The organism is Erwinia oleae (genome assembly GCF_000770305.1).
GTDB classification, from domain to species: Bacteria; Pseudomonadota; Gammaproteobacteria; order Enterobacterales; family Enterobacteriaceae; genus Erwinia; species Erwinia oleae.
In genome coordinates this window covers 1-16,846 of sequence record NZ_JNVB01000057.1, presented here as the reverse complement: position 1 = coordinate 16,846, position 16,846 = coordinate 1, and the positions used below count along the sequence as shown (strand labels likewise).

General features: G+C 57.3%; 15 protein-coding genes. 5 read left to right on the top strand and 10 right to left on the bottom strand.

What is annotated here, in order from left to right:
* Positions 1-30 precede the first annotated feature (30 nt).
* Positions 31-1,950, bottom strand: coding sequence for a murein transglycosylase (gene sltY / locus GS12_RS16850; protein WP_034949041.1), 1,920 nt, complete (start codon positions 1,948-1,950; stop codon positions 31-33).
* 208 nt (positions 1,951-2,158) lie between these two features.
* Here sltY and deoR point away from each other — a divergent pair, with 208 nt between their 5' ends.
* Positions 2,159-2,929, top strand: a complete 771-nt coding sequence (gene deoR / locus GS12_RS16845; protein ID WP_034949040.1) for a DNA-binding transcriptional repressor DeoR — start codon at positions 2,159-2,161, stop codon at positions 2,927-2,929.
* Here the strand turns inward: deoR and GS12_RS16840 are convergent.
* On the bottom strand, positions 2,913-3,860 hold the full coding sequence (locus tag GS12_RS16840; RefSeq protein WP_034949039.1) for a 2-hydroxyacid dehydrogenase: 948 nt from the start codon (positions 3,858-3,860) through the stop codon (positions 2,913-2,915). The two genes, deoR and GS12_RS16840, sit on opposite strands and share 17 nt — an antisense overlap.
* A 204-nt stretch (positions 3,861-4,064) precedes the next feature.
* Between GS12_RS16840 and ettA the strand changes: the two genes are divergently transcribed.
* Positions 4,065-5,732 carry an energy-dependent translational throttle protein EttA gene (ettA, locus tag GS12_RS16835; protein ID WP_034912134.1) on the top strand — a complete coding sequence of 556 codons (1,668 nt, stop codon included), beginning with the start codon at positions 4,065-4,067 and terminating at the stop codon, positions 5,730-5,732.
* 51 nt (positions 5,733-5,783) lie between these two features.
* On the opposite strand, the gene GS12_RS25335 is transcribed toward ettA, so the two are convergent.
* Both GS12_RS25335 and GS12_RS16825 read right to left on the bottom strand, forming a co-directional pair.
* Positions 5,784-6,038 (bottom strand): DUF6216 family protein, encoded by a 255-nt coding sequence (locus GS12_RS25335; RefSeq protein WP_407637866.1) that lies wholly within the window; start codon positions 6,036-6,038, stop codon positions 5,784-5,786.
* Between the two features lie 32 nt (positions 6,039-6,070).
* Complete coding sequence (locus GS12_RS16825; RefSeq protein ID WP_034949036.1) at positions 6,071-6,628, bottom strand: DUF6216 family protein; 558 nt, start codon at positions 6,626-6,628, stop codon at positions 6,071-6,073.
* A gap of 377 nt (positions 6,629-7,005) precedes the next feature.
* On the opposite strand from GS12_RS16825, the gene GS12_RS16820 reads away from it, so the two are divergent.
* Complete coding sequence (locus tag GS12_RS16820) at positions 7,006-8,160, top strand: mandelate racemase/muconate lactonizing enzyme family protein (RefSeq protein WP_034949054.1); 1,155 nt, start codon at positions 7,006-7,008, stop codon at positions 8,158-8,160.
* A complete protein-coding gene (locus tag GS12_RS16815) occupies positions 8,153-9,433 on the top strand; it encodes an MFS transporter (RefSeq protein ID WP_034949035.1) in 1,281 nt (426 codons plus the stop codon). The genes GS12_RS16820 and GS12_RS16815 overlap by 8 nt, the downstream gene beginning before the upstream one ends.
* 19 nt (positions 9,434-9,452) lie before the next feature.
* On the opposite strand, the gene nadR is transcribed toward GS12_RS16815, so the two are convergent.
* From nadR to serB, 3 genes are read right to left on the bottom strand one after another with little or no spacing between them, the layout of a single operon-like run.
* Positions 9,453-10,676: a multifunctional transcriptional regulator/nicotinamide-nucleotide adenylyltransferase/ribosylnicotinamide kinase NadR gene (gene nadR / locus GS12_RS16810; protein WP_034949033.1), complete on the bottom strand. Its 1,224-nt coding sequence runs from the start codon at positions 10,674-10,676 to the stop codon at positions 9,453-9,455.
* Positions 10,677-10,709: 33 nt separating this feature from the next.
* Positions 10,710-12,092 (bottom strand): DNA repair protein RadA, encoded by a 1,383-nt coding sequence (radA, locus tag GS12_RS16805; RefSeq protein ID WP_034912129.1) that lies wholly within the window; start codon positions 12,090-12,092, stop codon positions 10,710-10,712.
* A gap of 9 nt (positions 12,093-12,101) precedes the next feature.
* Positions 12,102-13,079, bottom strand: coding sequence for a phosphoserine phosphatase (serB, locus tag GS12_RS16800; RefSeq protein ID WP_034949032.1), 978 nt, complete (start codon positions 13,077-13,079; stop codon positions 12,102-12,104).
* 117 nt (positions 13,080-13,196) lie between these two features.
* Between serB and GS12_RS16795 the strand changes: the two genes are divergently transcribed.
* Positions 13,197-13,862, top strand: coding sequence for a YtjB family periplasmic protein (locus GS12_RS16795; RefSeq protein WP_034912127.1), 666 nt, complete (start codon positions 13,197-13,199; stop codon positions 13,860-13,862).
* Between the two features lie 113 nt (positions 13,863-13,975).
* Here the strand turns inward: GS12_RS16795 and deoD are convergent, their stop codons facing one another.
* The 3 genes from deoD to GS12_RS16780 form a co-directional block, all read right to left on the bottom strand.
* Positions 13,976-14,695, bottom strand: coding sequence for a purine-nucleoside phosphorylase (gene deoD / locus GS12_RS16790; RefSeq protein ID WP_034912126.1), 720 nt, complete (start codon positions 14,693-14,695; stop codon positions 13,976-13,978).
* Between the two features lie 52 nt (positions 14,696-14,747).
* Positions 14,748-15,971, bottom strand: coding sequence for a phosphopentomutase (gene deoB, locus GS12_RS16785; RefSeq protein ID WP_034949030.1), 1,224 nt, complete (start codon positions 15,969-15,971; stop codon positions 14,748-14,750).
* A gap of 62 nt (positions 15,972-16,033) precedes the next feature.
* Positions 16,034-16,846, bottom strand: an 813-nt coding sequence (locus GS12_RS16780; RefSeq protein WP_034949028.1) for a thymidine phosphorylase, incomplete at its 5' end; no start/stop codon positions are given.

Sequence of the window (16,846 nt, the reverse complement as noted above, 5' to 3'; positions counted from 1 at the left end):
GTACAAAAGCATACCATAACCGACTGGCAATCAGTAGCGTCGCTGCCACTCGTTCTCAGAGAGGATGCTGTCCGGTTTATCCATGAAATGTCGGTAGTAAGCATCGTAGGCCAGCACGTTTTTCACGTAGCCGCGCGTTTCAGAAAACGGAATGGTTTCGATGAAGGCCACCGCATCCAGCCGCCCGGCGCTGTTGCCCAGCCAGGTTTTAACACGCGACGGGCCGGCGTTGTAGGCCGCTGAAGAGAAAATCCTGTTTTGCCCGAACTGTTGATAAACCGATTCCAGATACTGCGTACCGATCTGAATGTTGGTTTCAGGATCGAGCAACTGGCTGCTGTTGCTGTAGCCCGGCAGACTGTATTTGTTGACCGTATGCTGTGCCGTCGCGGGCATCACCTGCATCAGCCCCGACGCGCCGACCGGCGAACGCGCTTTTGGATTCCATGCGCTCTCCTGGCGGGCAATCGCCATCGCGTAGCTGATCGGAATCGCTTTGCCTGACGAGTAGCGCTTAAACTGATCCTGATACGCCAGCGGGAAGCGCTCCTGAAGCTGATTCCATAGTTTACCGGTGATGGTCGCCTGCACGCTGAGATCCCACCAGTTCTGCTGATACGCATAGTGAGCCAGTTGCTGCTGCTGGCCGCGCGTTCTGCTGCTTACCAGCGAACTCCATTCGCTGCGCGCGAGGTTATCCATGCCCCAGTACATCAGTTCGCGCACGCGGGCAATTTCCGGCCCCTGCGTCAGGCTGCTTTCCGGCGAAGGCGCCTCATCTATCTGCATTTTGTAGGGTTCATTCAGCCGTTGCGCAGCCACCATGGGATAGAAGCCGCGCGCCTGCATCAGCGTGCGCAAAATCTTTTCCGCTTCTTCCTGACGCCCTTCGCCTATCAGCAGATCGGCCTGCCAGTACTGCCATTCATCTTTTTGTTTGTCTTCAATGGGTAAGCGAGCGAGCCAGGTATTCATCCCGCGACGATCGTGATTACCCAGCGACATTCTTATACGGCGCTCAATCAGCGCGGTGGACTCGCTGCGCATCACAACGTTGTCGCGCCAGCGCGCCTGTTCGCTGGTGATATCGTTACCCATCAGCCGCCAGGCGACCGCCTCGCTCAGCGCCTGCTCGTCGCTCTCGTCCATTTTTTGCAGCCGCACCAGCGAAGGGATCATCAGTCGCGCGTTTTCCGCGTCATCGCGCGCCACGCGCGTAAAGGCAATAACGGTAGCCTGACGGGTAAAGTCGGTTGGCCCCACGCTACGGGCAAAATTTTCCACGCTGCCCGGATTGTTTTGCAGATCCTTCACCGCGCTGGCAATCGTTTGATAATCTTCAGGTAGCTGAGCTGCAAGCGCGTTGACCAGGCTGGTATTGCCCTCTTTCATCGCCAGACGAATGCGCGCCAGCGTAGCGATGGGTGTTTGCTGCCCCGCCGCCTGCCAGACGCTAATCAGCTTGTCGCAGGCAGTGGGCAGCGCAGTGCCGCGCAACCAGAGCGTTTTGGCGCCGTCCAGCGCAACCTGCTGCTGCCCGGTCGACCATTTAGCGTAATACCAGTTGCACTGCGCGGAGACGGGCTTCGGCATTTCAGGACTGAAGACCAGAAGGCCGCGCCAGTCCTGACGATACGCCAGCACGTTGACGAAGCGCGACGGCAGCGAGCGCGCCGGCGGGAGCGTGGGATAGCGTTGTAAAAAAGCATTTACCGCCAGCCCCGTCTCCTGATCGAGATCCTGCGCCAGCTGGCGATATTCGAGATAGGGATAGAGAGGATAGTCACGCAGCGTCGGCATCAGTTGCGCCACCGTATCCATCTGGTTGCTGTCCCATGCCTGCTTAATTTGCTGATAGCGGCTACGCTGTGCGTCCAGCGAATCCGCCTGTGCTGTGCTGGTGATAACCAATAAGGCGCCTGCAATTCCCCACTGCCACTTGTCCGCCATGACTTTCCTCACGTTACGCCTCTCTGTTGTCCCACGCCTGATATGACTTCATGCTAACCAGGCTGAGGCCGTCCCGCTATGTTAAGCATAAAAATTTACGTAACCTGCCATTCGGCTGGCGGTTTACGGCGCGAACGCAATAAAGGTAATATCGACAGGCTGCGTTCAGGCCAGAATTTTTCACTGCAAGACTCAGGAGCCATCGATCATGGAAACCCGGCGCGACGAGCGCATTAACAAGCTTGAGCAGGCGCTGCGGCGAACCGATAAAATTCACCTGAAAGAAGCGGCAAAGCTGCTGACCGTTTCTGAGATGACCGTGCGCCGCGATCTTAACGAGCAGCCCGCTTCGCTGGTGCTGTTGGGCGGCTATATCGTCAGCGATCCCAAACGGCACCAGCCGCACTATTTCGTCTCCGATCAGCAGGCGCAGAACGTGGCAAAGAAGCGGCGTCTCGGCGCGCTGGCCGCCGCGCTGATAACGCCGGGTGAGACGGTATTTTTCGACTGCGGCACCACGATGCCGTGGGTGATTGAGGCCATTGACGATGCGCTGGCGTTTACCGCCATCTGCTGCGCAATGAACACCTTTCTGGCGCTGAAGGAGAAGCCGCTGTGCCGGGTTATCCTCAACGGCGGTGAGTTTCATGCCGATAACGCTATTTTCACCCCACTCGGCGCGGGATCGGTCATGGACAGCCTGTGTCCGGGCAAAGCGTTCATCTCTGCGGCGGGCATTGATGCCGAACAGGGCGCGACCTGTTATAACCTTAATGAACTGCCAATGAAGCATCAGGCCATGCAGCGCGCCGCACAAAAAATTTTGCTGGCGGACAGCAGCAAGTTTGGCAAAGTGCTGCCCGCCCGCATTGGCGAGCTGAACGCCTTTACGATGTTGATCAGCGATGAGCCGCCGCCGAAAAAGCTGGGGGATCGGCTGGCGCAGCAGGGCGTGAAGTTAGTCAGTTCCAGCGATTGAGGATCTCTTCCCCGTCGCGCAATCGGCGCAGATTCTCACACACTTTTTCGACGTTGCCGCTGAGTGAATTATCCGTTACGCCGCCGATATGCGGCGTGGCAATGACGTTGTAATCGAACAACGGATCGTCCGGATCCGGTGGCTCCTGCCAGAACACATCCAGCCCTGCGCCCGCCAGATGTTCAACTTCCAGCGCCGCCTGGAGGGAAGGCTTCTCAACCAGACCGCCGCGTCCCAGGTTAATCAGAAAACTGCCCCGCTTCATCTGCGCCAGCGCCGTTTCATCGATAATATGATGCGTGGCGTCATTATCGGGCAGGCTGAGCACCACAAAATCGGACTCGCTCAACAGTGCGGGCAGGTGCTCCATAGTGCCCAGCCAGTCGAGGCGATGCGCTTTGGCGAAGGCGCTGTCCGCCGTGCGCTTCACGCCAATCAGCCGTACGCCGAACGGCAGCAGGCGCTTCGCCAGCGCTTTACCGATACCGCCCAGACCCACCAGCCCGACGGTTTTTCCGGCCAGCCCAATCCCCACCGGCAGGCCTGTCTGCCTGGTGGCTATCATTTGCGGGATCTCACGCGCGCCGCGCGCCAGGCCGATCATCAGCCAGATCCCCAGTTCCGCCACGGAATCCGCATTGCCTGAGCTGTCGGAAGGCACGTTCGCCACCGGAATTCCCAGCGCGCTGGCGCTGTCGATATCCACGCTTTCCAGTCCGGCGCCCGGCTGCTGAATCAGCTTGAGTCGATCGGCCGTGCTCAGCAGCGAAGCAGATACCTCTGCGGAGCCGGGGATCAGCACGTCAAAACCGGCAAGGCTTTCTGTCGCCTGCTGCGCCGAGGCAGTAAACTCTACGTCAGGGAGCCGCTGACGAAATTGCTGGATCATTCCGCCCCACGCATCCTCATCGGCGGCAATCAGAACCTTCATCGATATCTCCCTGCTTTATAAGCTAAAAAATCAGCATAAACCGCGCTGTTCAAAAATCAAACGCTTATCGCTCAGGGAGCGACATATCAGGATAATCCGCAGGCGACGGCTGTGATTAACCACGGAAACCCGCTAAACTTGCCGGTCTGAGCGGGCGAGTTTCTGCCCCATTTACCACACAGACATCAAGAGGCTCAAAATAACGTGGCTCAATTCGTCTATAGCATGCATCGCGTCGGCAAAGTGGTTCCGCCGAAGCGCCATATCCTGAAAAATATCTCTCTGAGCTTCTTCCCCGGCGCCAAAATCGGCGTACTCGGCCTGAATGGCGCAGGTAAATCCACCCTGCTGCGTATCATGGCCGGTATTGATACCGATATCGAAGGGGAAGCGCGCCCGCAGCCAGGCATCAAAATTGGTTATCTGGCGCAGGAGCCGCAGCTCAACCCTGAACATACCGTCCGCGAATCGGTGGAAGAGGCGCTGGAAGAAGTGGTCAGCGCGCTGAAAAGGCTGGATGAGGTTTACGCGCTTTATGCGGAAGAAGACGCCGACTTCGACAAGCTGGCCGCTGAACAGGGCCGCCTGGAGGAGATTATTCAGGCGCATGACGGCCACAACCTGAATACCCAGCTTGAGCGCGCGGCGGATGCGCTACGCCTGCCGGACTGGGAAGCGAAGGTCGCCACCCTGTCAGGTGGTGAGCGCCGCCGCGTGGCGCTGTGCCGCCTGCTGCTGGAAAAACCCGATATGCTGCTGCTGGACGAACCGACCAACCACCTGGACGCCGAGTCCGTGGCCTGGCTGGAGCGTTTCCTGCACGATTTCGAAGGCACCGTGGTGGCGATAACCCATGACCGCTACTTCCTCGACAACGTGGCCGGCTGGATCCTGGAGCTTGACCGCGGCGAAGGTATTCCGTGGGAAGGCAACTACTCCTCGTGGCTGGAGCAGAAGGACGCGCGTCTGGCGCAGGAAGCCTCTTCTGAAGCGGCACGCCGTAAATCCATTGAGAAAGAGCTGGAGTGGGTGCGACAGGGCGCGAAAGGCCGTCAGTCAAAAGGCAAAGCTCGCCTGGCGCGCTTCGAAGAACTCAACAATACCGACTACCAGAAGCGTAACGAAACCAACGAACTCTTTATTCCACCTGGCGCCCGCCTCGGCGACAAGGTGGTTGAAGTCAGCAACCTGCGTAAATCCTATGGCGATCGTCTGCTGATTGACGATCTCTCTTTCTCGGTGCCAAAAGGGGCGATCGTTGGCATCATCGGCCCGAACGGCGCGGGTAAATCCACGCTGTTCCGCATGATGTCCGGTCAGGAACAGCCGGACTCCGGCACGATCGTGCTGGGCGATACCGTCAAGCTGGCGTCTGTCGATCAGTTCCGCGACAGCATGGATAACTCAAAAACCGTCTGGGAAGAAGTATCCGGCGGCCAGGACATTATGCGCATCGGCACCACGGAAATGCCAAGCCGCGCCTACGTTGGCCGCTTCAACTTTAAAGGCGTCGATCAGGGCAAACGCGTCGGCGAGCTTTCCGGTGGCGAGCGCGGGCGTCTGCACCTTGCCAAACTGCTCCAAGTGGGCGGCAACATGCTGCTGCTCGATGAGCCAACCAACGACCTGGACATCGAAACCCTGCGCGCGCTGGAAAACGCCCTGCTGGAGTTCCCCGGCTGTGCAATGGTTATCTCGCATGACCGCTGGTTCCTCGACCGTATCGCCACGCACATCCTTGATTATCAGGATGAGGGCAAGGTGGAGTTCTTTGAAGGTAACTTCACCGAATACGAAGAGTACAAGAAACGCACGCTCGGCGCCGACGCGCTGGAGCCGAAACGCATTAAGTACAAACGTATGGCGAAGTAATAACAGAAATCACAATAAAGGGCGCGAAAGCGCCCTTTATTTCAGCACTTACTATTGCCCCGTCTGTTGTTTCACTCTCGTCGCACGATAGTGTTTTATTTTCCTGCAAATCATTTTTCTGGCATCCCAGGTCATCATCATGGTGATGGTTGCTTTAAAAAGTCCTACAGTAACCAGCAACATGAAGCCGCTTATTACGCCAAAGAACCATCGCTGCTGTTTTATCAAAACCGCTATGGCAGCCAGCAATTTTTGATCGGTAAAGGAACGGCATATAGCATCAACGCCGGGTAATGCCTCGGGCAGCGTTTCACGCTGATTACACTGTGCAGGTTTAATTACCCCCCTTCATTTTTTCCGCCGAAGTAATTATATTCTGCGGCTTCATTTTTATTAAGCCAAAACCAGCTTGTTTCTTTCATTTTTATCAGGCCTGCGGGTTTTAGTGCCACCATCAACGATCCCCAAAGAAGAAAGAAAGGAACAAAAATCAGCAGAAATGCCGCCAGCGACCATCTCGTTTTTACCTTTTTCACCTTGAGGATATCGATCGAAAAATAGCCTTTAAGTTTAGAAAGCAGCTTAAAATCTAACTCATATTTCCTTACCCAATTTTCAAACTGCACCTTCTCCCTTTTTGATACGGCGTTGGTATTGTAATGATAATTAAATTTTTCAATTTCAATAATATCGTCAATAAGATCGCTACCCTCCTTTCTTTTATGGCCAGTCCAGAAAATCCAGAATCTGTCTGAGATACTGAAGCCTGACTTTGCCTTGTGCTTAATATAATAGAGTGAAGCAACCGTTATGATAAAAACCACTATAAAAAGCAGAAGCTTATTATCAATAAGAGACAGAAGCGGCGAGATGAAGGTGTCAAAACTGGTATTCATAATATAAAGCCCTTAACTTTTCTGAATGATGACCCGCGAGTTATCCGCATACGCCTGCAAACAACCACGTCATGCCATATTACTTATAATAAAAGCGCGTATCGAGAACGCTTTCTGCTGCATTCGATACGCCATTGTTTGTTTTATTCACGCCGGCTTACCCACTCTTTTGTGATTCACCCCGCACGCCTTACAACAAATGCCAAAACCGCAGCGTTTTTAGGCCGTTAACCTTGTGCGCATGAACGATGAACCTCATCAATACACTTTTTATACTGAATCCTGACTGCCGGTTTCAGGTTTATTCCCTCAGCCTGATGAACACGCCAGTGAAAAATAATAAGGCGCTGACGGCCCTACAAAATAAGGTTCATGGTATGCAAATCACTCACATCGAGGTTGTTCGCCTCGCCATTCCTTTCGAAAGCGGAAGAAGCATAACGCCTGCGAATGAAACAGCGTGGAACGCCGCCTCACCCGCGCTCAAAAAGATGGAAACCCTGCTGGTTCGCATCGAAACAGATAACGGATTACACGGTTGGGGGGAAGCCTTTGGTCATCTGTCGAACTCTGTGACTGTTCAGGCATTGCAGGATCTGATCGTGCCATGCTTTCTGGGGAAAAACCTGCCTGACAGTCCGTCAACACTGGCGGCGCTGATGCAGGAGGCGGAAAAAGCACTGCATGCTTTTGGCCGAAGCGGCCCGGTTCGCTACGGCCTCTCCGCCATCGACATTGCGCTCTGGGATCTTTTGGGAAAACAGTTAAATCAGCCGCTGTGGCAGCTTCTCGGCGCGAAGCGCAGGCAAATAGGCCTCTATGCCAGCCTGGTAAGCTATAACAATCAGCCCCAGGAAGTGGCTCGTCAGGTTCGTCGGGCATGGCAGGCCGGTTTTACTACGCTCAAACTTCATGAAACGACGTATGAAGCCATTGCCGCCGCCCGCGCCGCGCTGCCGGAAGACGCAACGCTGATGGTGGATGTGAACTGTCCCTGGCGCGTGGACGAGGCCAGCCAGCATGCGGAACGCCTGGCGCCGCTAAAACTGGGCTGGCTGGAAGAGCCCGTCTGGCCGCCGGATGATGCCGCCGGACTGGCCGCCGTTCGCCGGGCCGGTACGCCGCTTGCCGCAGGCGAGAACGCCTCCGGCGAATGGGGATTTGAAGAACTGCTGAGCCAGCACGCTGTTGATGTGGTGCAACCGAGCGTCGCGAAGGTTGGCGGGATCACCGCTTCCCTGCGTGTTTTTGCCCGCGCCCGTGAGTTCGGGGTAAAGGTGGTGCCGCACTGTTTTTATTATGGCGCAGGCCTGATGGCGACAGCACATCTTGTCGCCACGCTGCCTGAAGATGTGTTGCTGGAGGTGCCCTGGATTCGCTTCTCTCCGCTGCTGTGGCCGCAGCTCGATTTCAAGCCAACGCTTACCCTGCCGGATACGCCGGGCCTCGGTTTCGAGCCGGATCGCCAGGTGCTGGAAGCGCATACCGTCAGTCAGATGACATTTAACTTTGAGGATGCGCATCATGTTTAAAAACTATCGTAGCGTTGTGGCGCTGCTGCTGTTTTTCGCTGGCATGCTGAACTACCTCGATCGCGCAGCACTGTCTGTCATGGCACCGCTGGTCAAAAAAGATTTGCAGATCGACGATGCACAGATGGGCATCTTGTTTAGCTGCTTTTTCATCGGCTACTGTCTGTTCTGCTTCCTGGGCGGATGGGGCGCGGATCGCTTCGGACCACGTCGCGTTTTTGGCTGGGCGGCGGCGGTCTGGTCACTGTTCTGTGGCGCGACCGCGCTGGCGGGCAACTTTGCCCATCTGCTGATCGTACGCGTGCTGTTCGGCATTGGTGAAGGGCCGATGGGTACGACGACAAACAAATCCATCGCCAACTGGTTCCCGCGCAAAGAGGTGGGACGCGCCGTCGGCTTTACCAACGCCGGTCAGCCGCTGGGCGCAGCGGTCGCCGCGCCTGTAGTCGGTCTTGTCGGCCTGCACTTCGGCTGGCGTATCTCTTTTGTAGTGATCGCGGTGCTGGGTTTTATCTGGCTGCTGTTCTGGCTGTGGCTGTTCCGCGACAAGCCTGAGCAGCACAACCGCGTGACGGATGCTGAGCGGCAGCTGATCGTTACGCAGCGCCCGGCAAGCCGTCCGGGAAAAAACCCGGCAGCATCGTCGATATCGCTCTGGCGCTATGTGTTTTCGCTGCCGGTACTGGGTGTCGCCTCCGCCTTCTTCTGCTTCAACTATATCCAGTATTTTTTCCTGTCGTGGCTGCCGAGCTACCTGACTGACTTCCAGCATCTGGATATTAAAAGTATGAGCCTGATCGGCATTCTGCCGTGGCTGGGCGCAACGGTGGGTTTTATTGGCGGCGGGATTATATCGGACGCGATTTACCATCGCACCGGCAATTTTCTGCTGTCGCGCAAACTGGTTATCTTTTGTGGGCTGGCAATTGCTGCGGTTTGCGTGATGTTAACGGCCTGGAGCAGCAGCGTGACGGTGGCCGTTTCGCTGATCACACTTGCCAGCATATTCGCCTATATGACACCGCAGGCGTGCTGGTCACTGCTTCAGGATATTGTGCCGTCAGAGCGAATCGGTACGGCGGGCGGTTTTGTCCATCTGCTGGCAAACCTGGCTGGCATCCTTTCGCCGGGCATCACCGGTTTTCTGATCCAGTACGGCGGTGGCTACGCCTCGGCCTTTTTACTCGCCAGCCTGCTGGCGCTGGTAGGTATCGCCCTGTTAGGACTATTCGTTCGCCAGCAGAGCGTTAATGCCCTGCGCGCGCTGGCCTGACACATCATAAGGGGGCGGCCTACGCCCCCAACATCTGTTTTACCAGGTCAACGCAGCGCAGGAAGCGCTCGTCGTAGCTGTCCTGTTCCACGTGCACATAATCGATATTATTGGCGTTGAGCATGGAGATCAGCAGCGACTGAAATTCCTTACGATCGACCGAACTGCCAAGGCTGCGCAGGCCGTCGGCCACCCAGGGGACGTTATTTTCCACCAGGATCACTAAATCGAAGCGATATTCGTCGATCAATGCCTGCACAAACGGATGCTCGCGTCCTTCATATTTTTTACAGAACGCCTGCGTGGTGACGAAGTCGGTATCGATAAATGCCACTTTATTGGCATATTTCACCGCAAAATCAATATACTGTGCCTGGCCGAGCGCGATTTTGTCGTAGTCTGAATATTGCAGCGCCATCTCGTCGCCGCCCAGATGGGAGAAGACGTAATCGCGACCAAATTCCCAGGCGCTGGTGGTGTTGAAAATGTTTGCCAGCTTATTCACCAGCGTCGATTTCCCACTCGACTCGCCGCCAAGAATGGCCACGGTGCGCACGAAAAACGGCTTCACCTCAGTCGGAATGTATTCCCAGTAACGAAACGGATCCTGGCGGATCTGCGCGCCGCTGATGTTCATAAACGAACGTTTGGGATCGATCAATACGGATTCGATCCCCAGATGCTGCTGATACTGCGGCGCATCCGGCTCCTCGCTGGTGTACACGCGGTTCGGCACAATGCCCTGCTGCGCCATGAATCCGGTCATGCCGCGGCTCCAGATGTCCCAGCCGTGCGGATAGGGCTCCATGCCCTCTTCGTTAAAGGCGTGGATGCGAATATTTTTCTGATACTTGAAGGTTTGCAGCAGCCAGCGCAGGCGGTCACTGACGGTCGGCTGATGCGACATCGCGCTGTCCTCAAACAGCTGGCGATCGCGCGGCTCGTCGTAACCCATAATGATGTGCAGCTCGTCCACCTGACTACAGGCACGCTGGATCAGGTAAATGTGCCCGGTGTGCAGCGGATAGAATTTACCGAACACCACGCCGATGGTTTTTTCACGGCGCGGAAACTCAAGCCCCAGAAAACGGTGCAGCGCCTCCAGCTTTTGCGCGCTTGGGCTTTTGATTTTGGCATTCAGCAACTGGCTGAGATAGCCCTTGGTCATGCCGCTGGCATCCGCCACCTGCTGAAGCGTACATCCCTGCTGGCGAATGGCCGTTTTCAGGTAATCAAAGGACATCTGTTGCCTCCTGCATAGCGAACGCTGCCGCTGCTAAAGTTCATCAAGGATCGCCAGCGCATCGGCCAGCTTTTTCACACCGTAGACCTTCATGTTTTCCGGCGGTTTTTTCGGCACGTTGGCGATGGGTACGATGGCGCGGCCAAAGCCGTGCTTCGCCGCTTCGGAAATACGCTCCTGACCGCTGGGCACCGGGCGGATCTCACCGGCCAGACCCACTTCGCCGAAGACCACCAGATCCTGCGGCAAAGGACGATCGCGCAGGCTGGAGACCATCGACAGCATTAACGCCAGGTCGGCGCTGGTTTCGGTGACCCGAACGCCGCCAACCACGTTGACAAACACATCCTGATCGGCCATCTGCAACCCGCCGTGACGATGCAGCACCGCCAGCAGGATCGCCAGGCGATTCTGCTCCAGTCCCACCGCCACGCGGCGCGGATTGCCCATCATCGAGTGATCGACCAGCGCCTGAATCTCCACCAGCAGCGGACGCGTGCCTTCCCACAGCACCATCACCGAGCTGCCGGAGGTGACTTCATCGCCACGGCTCAGGAAGATCGCTGACGGGTTGCTGACTTCGCGCAGCCCCTGCTCGGTCATGGCGAAGACGCCCAGCTCATTGACCGCGCCGAAGCGGTTTTTATGGCTGCGCAGCGTGCGAAAGCGCGAGTCGGCGTCGCCGTCGAGAAGTACTGAGCAGTCGATGCAGTGCTCCAGTACCTTTGGCCCGGCCAGCGAGCCGTCTTTTGTGACGTGACCCACCATCACGATCGCCACGCCGCGCGTTTTGGCAAAGCGGGTCAGGTAAGCGGCCGTTTCGCGCACCTGCGCCACGCTGCCCGGCGAGGACTGGATATCCGCCATGTGCATGACCTGGATCGAGTCGATCACCATCAGCTTCGGCTGCTCCTGCTCGGCGATCAGGCAGATCTGTTCGATGCTGGTTTCCGACAGCATATTGATGTTGTCCGCAGGCAGACCGAGGCGATGCGCACGCATTGCGACCTGCTGAAGCGACTCTTCGCCGGTCACGTAGAGCGTTTTCATTTCGGCCGAGAGACGGCAAAGGGTTTGCAGCAGCAGCGTACTTTTACCCGCGCCAGGGTTTCCGCCGATCAGGATTGCACTGCCCGGCACCACGCCGCCGCCCAGCACGCGGTCAAACTCTTTAAAACCGGTGCTGAAGCGCGGCAGCGCTTCCAGGCTGATTTCCGAGAGCTTCTGCACGCGGCTGACGCCGGCGCTGCCCGCGTAGCCGCTGAGGCGTTCGTTGCGCGCCACGGTGGGCGACGCCGCCAGGCGCACCTCGGTTATGCTGTTCCAGGCGTGGCAGGCGCTGCACTGCCCCTGCCAGCGCGGATAGTCTGCGCCGCACTCGTTACATACAAACGCGCGTTTTGCCGCTTTCGCCAATTCGTTCCCCTATCGTTCGTCGAAGATCAGGCTGCCGCTGAGAATGCAGAACACGCCCATCAGATCCGCATGGCGAATACTCACTTCGGTTTTTTCATTTACCGTGGGCTTGGCGTGATAGGCAATGCCCAGCGCGGACGCCTTAATCATCAGTAAATCGTTGGCGCCGTCGCCAATCGCCACGGTCTGTTCTGGTGCAATCTCAAAATGCGCCGCCAGCTTTGCAAGCGTATCGGCTTTGTATTGCGCGTCAACGATGTCGCCCGATACTTCACCGGTCAGTTTGCCGTCACGCACCTCCAGCACGTTAGCAACCACGGCGGAGAGGTGCAGCGTATCGCGCAAATAGTCAGCAAAGAAGGTGAAACCGCCGGAGGCGATGGCCACGTGCCAGCCGAGCGACTGAAGTTTTTGCACCAGCGTTTGCAGGCCCGGCATCAGCGGCAGCTCATCACGCACGCGGTCAAGAATAGACGCATCGGCCCCGGCAAGCGTCGCCACGCGCTGGCGCAGGCTGGCGGTAAAGTCGAGCTCGCCGCGCATCGCGCGTTCCGTCACTTCAGCCACCTGTTCGCCGCAGCCCGCCAGCCTGGCGATCTCATCAATACACTCCACCTGAATGGCGGTGGAGTCCATGTCCATCACCAGCAGGCCCGGCGTTTTTAGGTGCGGAATTTTGCCGAGCGGCGCCACGTCCAGCCCGGCCTCGTGCGCCAGCGTTGTCGCCTGCGGCGTGAGCGATCCGGCCAGGCGAACGACCTGATAATCCTCAACGCGCCAGGCGCTGACGATAACCATCGCCGCCCCTAAACGATGTTGAAGCCGGGTGAGCACGTCTTTGTCCAGCTGACGTCCGTACAAAAGCCAGCCGGTGCGGCCGGCGCGGTAGTCCAGCGGCATCACTTCATCGCCGCTGAGAGAGAGAGGTAACCCCGGCCAGAGAGAGAGTTCTGAAGGCAGGTCGCACCAGGTCAGACTATTTGGCATTACAGTTCCTGTAGAGACATTTTAACCACGCAAGAGGCTACCCTGACAGCCCTGCTTCTGGCAACATAAAGCGCAAAGAGGAACGACGGTTCGTCGTTCAGAGCGTGAAGAATTACCATGCCAAAGGCCAAACTTAAATTTCAACTGCACCGCACGGCAATCGTGTTGATCTGCCTTGCGCTGCTGGTGGTGCTGATGCAGGGCGCCTCGTGGTTCAGCCTCGGTCATCAGATGGCGCGTTCCGGTCAGGTTGAAGAGCTTGCGCGTACGCTGACGCGTCAGGTGGCGTGGAGCCTGACGCCGCTGATGGAAAACAGCGATGATAATCATACGCAGATAGAAGCCACGCTCGCACAGTTGACGAAAGACAGCCGCATTCTTGACGCCTCAATCTACGATAACGACGGCACGCTGCTGGCGCACAGCGGCGAAACCATCAGCGTGCGCGATCGGCTGGCGCTGGATGGACAGCGCGCCGGCAGCTATTTTAATCATCAGATTGTCCAGCCGCTGGAGAGCGCCGAAGGGCCGCACGGTTTTCTGCGCGTGACGCTCGATACGCACGTGCTGGTCACCGAGTCTCGCCAGGTGGATAACACTACCAATATTCTGCGCCTGATGATGCTGCTGGCGCTGGCTGTCGGCATTATTCTGAGCCGCACGCTGCTGCGCCACCGCCGCACGCGCTGGCAGCAGTCGCCGTTTCTGTTAACCGCCAACAACCCGGTTAAGGAAGACAGCGAGGAAGAGCGTCAATCAGGCGTGCCGTCTGAGAAGCCCTGAGCGTCAGGCCATGCGCGCAATCTGCGGCGACAGAATGTGCCGCAAGCAGCCTGGTGAACAGTTAAAGCACATAAAAAAAGCCGGGTTTCCCCGGCTCGCTATGTTTCTGAACGTTACTCTTTGTCGCCCAGCAGCACGGACTCCAGCGCGATGTGCACCATTTCGCTGAAGGTGGTCTGCCGCTCTGCCGCAGTTGTCTGCTCATGGGTACGGATGTGGTCGGAAACGGTGCAAATCGCCAGCGCCTTCGCGCCAAACTCAGCGGCGACGCCGTAGATTCCCGCCGCTTCCATCTCCACGCCGAGAATGCCGTATTTTTCCATAACATCAAACATCTGTGGATCGGGCGTATAGAACAGGTCAGCAGAGAAGATGTTGCCAACGCGCGCGTTCACGCCCAGCGCTTTCGCCGCGTCTGCCGCGTTGCGCACCATGTCGTAATCGGCGATGGCGGCAAAATCGTGATCCTTAAAGCGCATACGGTTTACTTTTGAATCCGTTGAGGCGCCCATGCCAATCACCACGTCACGCAGCTTGACGTCGGCACGTACCGCGCCGCACGAACCCACACGAATGATTTTCTTCACGCCGAATTCGGTGATCAGCTCTTTGGCGTAGATTGAGCAGGAAGGAATGCCCATACCGTGGCCCATTACTGAAATTTTGCGACCTTTATAGGTGCCGGTATAGCCCAACATGCCGCGCACGTTGTTCACTTCAACCGCGTCCTGCAAAAAGGTTTCCGCAATATGTTTTGCACGCAGAGGATCGCCCGGCATCAGCACCACGTCAGCAAAATCACCCATTTCCGCATTAATATGAGGCGTAGCCATCTTTTGTCCTTATTAAATGTGTGCCGACGCCATCACGTCGGCGGATTACGTTTTACAGCATGATTTTGCCGTATTCCATGTCGGAGAGGCCGAAATAAGCCGCCACGGTCTGACCGATATCGGCGAAGGTATCGCGATAGCCAAGCGAGCCGGGCTTCACGTCAGGGCCATAAATCAGCACAGGAATATGTTCGCGCGTATGTTCGGTGCCTTTCCAGGTAGGATCGCAGCCGTGATCGGCGGTGAGGATCAGAATATCGCCCTCTTTTACCAGCTTCATCAGTTCCGGCAGACGACGATCGAACAGCTCCAGGCCGCCCGCATAGCCGGCTACGTCGCGACGATGCCCCCAGGTTGAGTCGAAATCGACGAAGTTGGTGAACACAATGCTGCTGTCCGGCGCGATCTTCATCTCTTCGATCGTCGCGTCAAATAACGCGTCCAGCCCGGTTGCCTTTACCTTTTTAGTGATACCGACGTGCGCATAAATATCGGCGATTTTCCCGACGGAAATAACCTGCCCGTTCTTCTCTTCCACCAGCTTTTTCAGGATGGTGGGCGAAGGCGGTTCAACGGCCAGATCGTGACGGTTGCCGGTGCGCTCAAAATTACCGGCTTTATCGCCCACAAACGGACGGGCAATCACGCGGCCAATATTGTAACCGCCTTCGGTCAGGGCTTCGCGGGCGATTTCGCACAGCGCGTACAGACGATCCAGGCCAAATGTCTCTTCGTGGCAGGCAATCTGGAATACCGAGTCGGCAGAGGTGTAGAAAATCGGCTTGCCGGTTTTCATGTGCTCTTCGCCAAGCTGGTCGAGGATCACCGTGCCGGAAGAGTGGCAGTTGCCAAGGTAGCCAGGCAGGTCCGCTTTTTCCACCAGCTCATCCAGCAGCGCCTGCGGAAAGCTGTTCTCTTTATCGGAGAAGTAGCCCCAGTCAAACAGCACCGGCACGCCGGCGATTTCCCAGTGGCCCGACGGCGTATCTTTGCCGGAGGAAAGCTCACTGGCGTAGGCATAAGCGCCAATAATCTCAGCGTCTTTATCCAGACCCAATGGGAAGCGTCCGGTTGATGCTTCTGCGGCTTTGCCCAGCCCCAGCGCGGTCAGGTTCGGCAGATGCAGCGGCCCTTTCCGGCCTTTATCCGCTTCGCCATTGAAACACGCTTCAGCAATATGGCCCAGCGTATCGGAACCTTCATCGTCGAAGGTGTGAGCATCTTTACTGGAGCCGATGCCGAAAGAATCCAGCACCATAATAAATACACGTTTCATCATCCTCTCCTGCGCGTATCACGCGATGAGCATAAATTTTATCGATCAGAACAGTATGCTCTTTATCCGGCAATTCTGCGATAGATAACCGGTGTTTTCTCCGGCGCCGTCTCACTCAGCGTCACCGCCTGCCTCACCGCCTGCGCGGCCTGCTGCCAGCCGGACTCGCTGGCCGCATGGATCACGGCCAGCGGCCGCTGCGCATCGACAACATCGCCAATCTGCACCATGTCGCTCAGGCCAACGCTGTAATCGATGGCGTCGCTGGCTCGACGGCGTCCGCCGCCCAATGCCACCACCGCCATCCCCAGCGCGCGCGTATCCATCGCGCTGACCACGCCGGGCGCCTCGGCGTAAACCGCTTTGCTCAGCATCGCCGCCGGAAGGTAGCTGTCCACCTTCCCGACAAAATCCGTCGGGCCTTTCTGCGCGGCGACCATCTGCGCAAACACCTCTGCCGCACGGCCGTTGTCCAGCACGGCCTGGAGTTTGCCGGTCGCTTCTTGCTGCGTGGCGGCCAGACCGCCGGAAACCAGCATCTCGGCAGAGAGCGCCAGCGTGACTTCCAGCAGGCGCGGATTGCGGTAATCGCCGGTAAGAAAGCGCACCGCCTCGCGAACTTCCAGCGCGTTCCCGGCGGTGGAAGCCAGCACCTGATTCATATCGGTTAGCAGCGCGGTAGTCTTACAGCCTGCGCCGTTCGCCACGCCCACGATCGCCTGCGCCAGCAGCGCTGACTGCTCGAAATTCGGCATAAAGGCGCCGGTGCCCACTTTGACGTCCATGACCAGCGCATCCAGCCCTTCGGCCAGTTTTTTAGCGAGGATCGAGGCGGTGATCAGCGGAATAGAGTCCACCGTGGCGGTAATATCGCG

Coding starts and splice junctions, on each gene's coding strand:
- sltY (WP_034949041.1), bottom strand. CDS start 1,950: ATGGCGGACAAGTGGCAGTGGGGAATTGCAGGCGCCTTATTGGTTATC.
- deoR (WP_034949040.1), top strand. CDS start 2,159: ATGGAAACCCGGCGCGACGAGCGCATTAACAAGCTTGAGCAGGCGCTG.
- GS12_RS16840 (WP_034949039.1), bottom strand. CDS start 3,860: ATGAAGGTTCTGATTGCCGCCGATGAGGATGCGTGGGGCGGAATGATC.
- GS12_RS16825 (WP_034949036.1), bottom strand. CDS start 6,628: ATGAATACCAGTTTTGACACCTTCATCTCGCCGCTTCTGTCTCTTATT.
- GS12_RS16820 (WP_034949054.1), top strand. CDS start 7,006: ATGCAAATCACTCACATCGAGGTTGTTCGCCTCGCCATTCCTTTCGAA.
- GS12_RS16815 (WP_034949035.1), top strand. CDS start 8,153: ATGTTTAAAAACTATCGTAGCGTTGTGGCGCTGCTGCTGTTTTTCGCT.
- nadR (WP_034949033.1), bottom strand. CDS start 10,676: ATGTCCTTTGATTACCTGAAAACGGCCATTCGCCAGCAGGGATGTACG.
- serB (WP_034949032.1), bottom strand. CDS start 13,079: ATGCCAAATAGTCTGACCTGGTGCGACCTGCCTTCAGAACTCTCTCTC.
- GS12_RS16795 (WP_034912127.1), top strand. CDS start 13,197: ATGCCAAAGGCCAAACTTAAATTTCAACTGCACCGCACGGCAATCGTG.
- deoD (WP_034912126.1), bottom strand. CDS start 14,695: ATGGCTACGCCTCATATTAATGCGGAAATGGGTGATTTTGCTGACGTG.
- deoB (WP_034949030.1), bottom strand. CDS start 15,971: ATGAAACGTGTATTTATTATGGTGCTGGATTCTTTCGGCATCGGCTCC.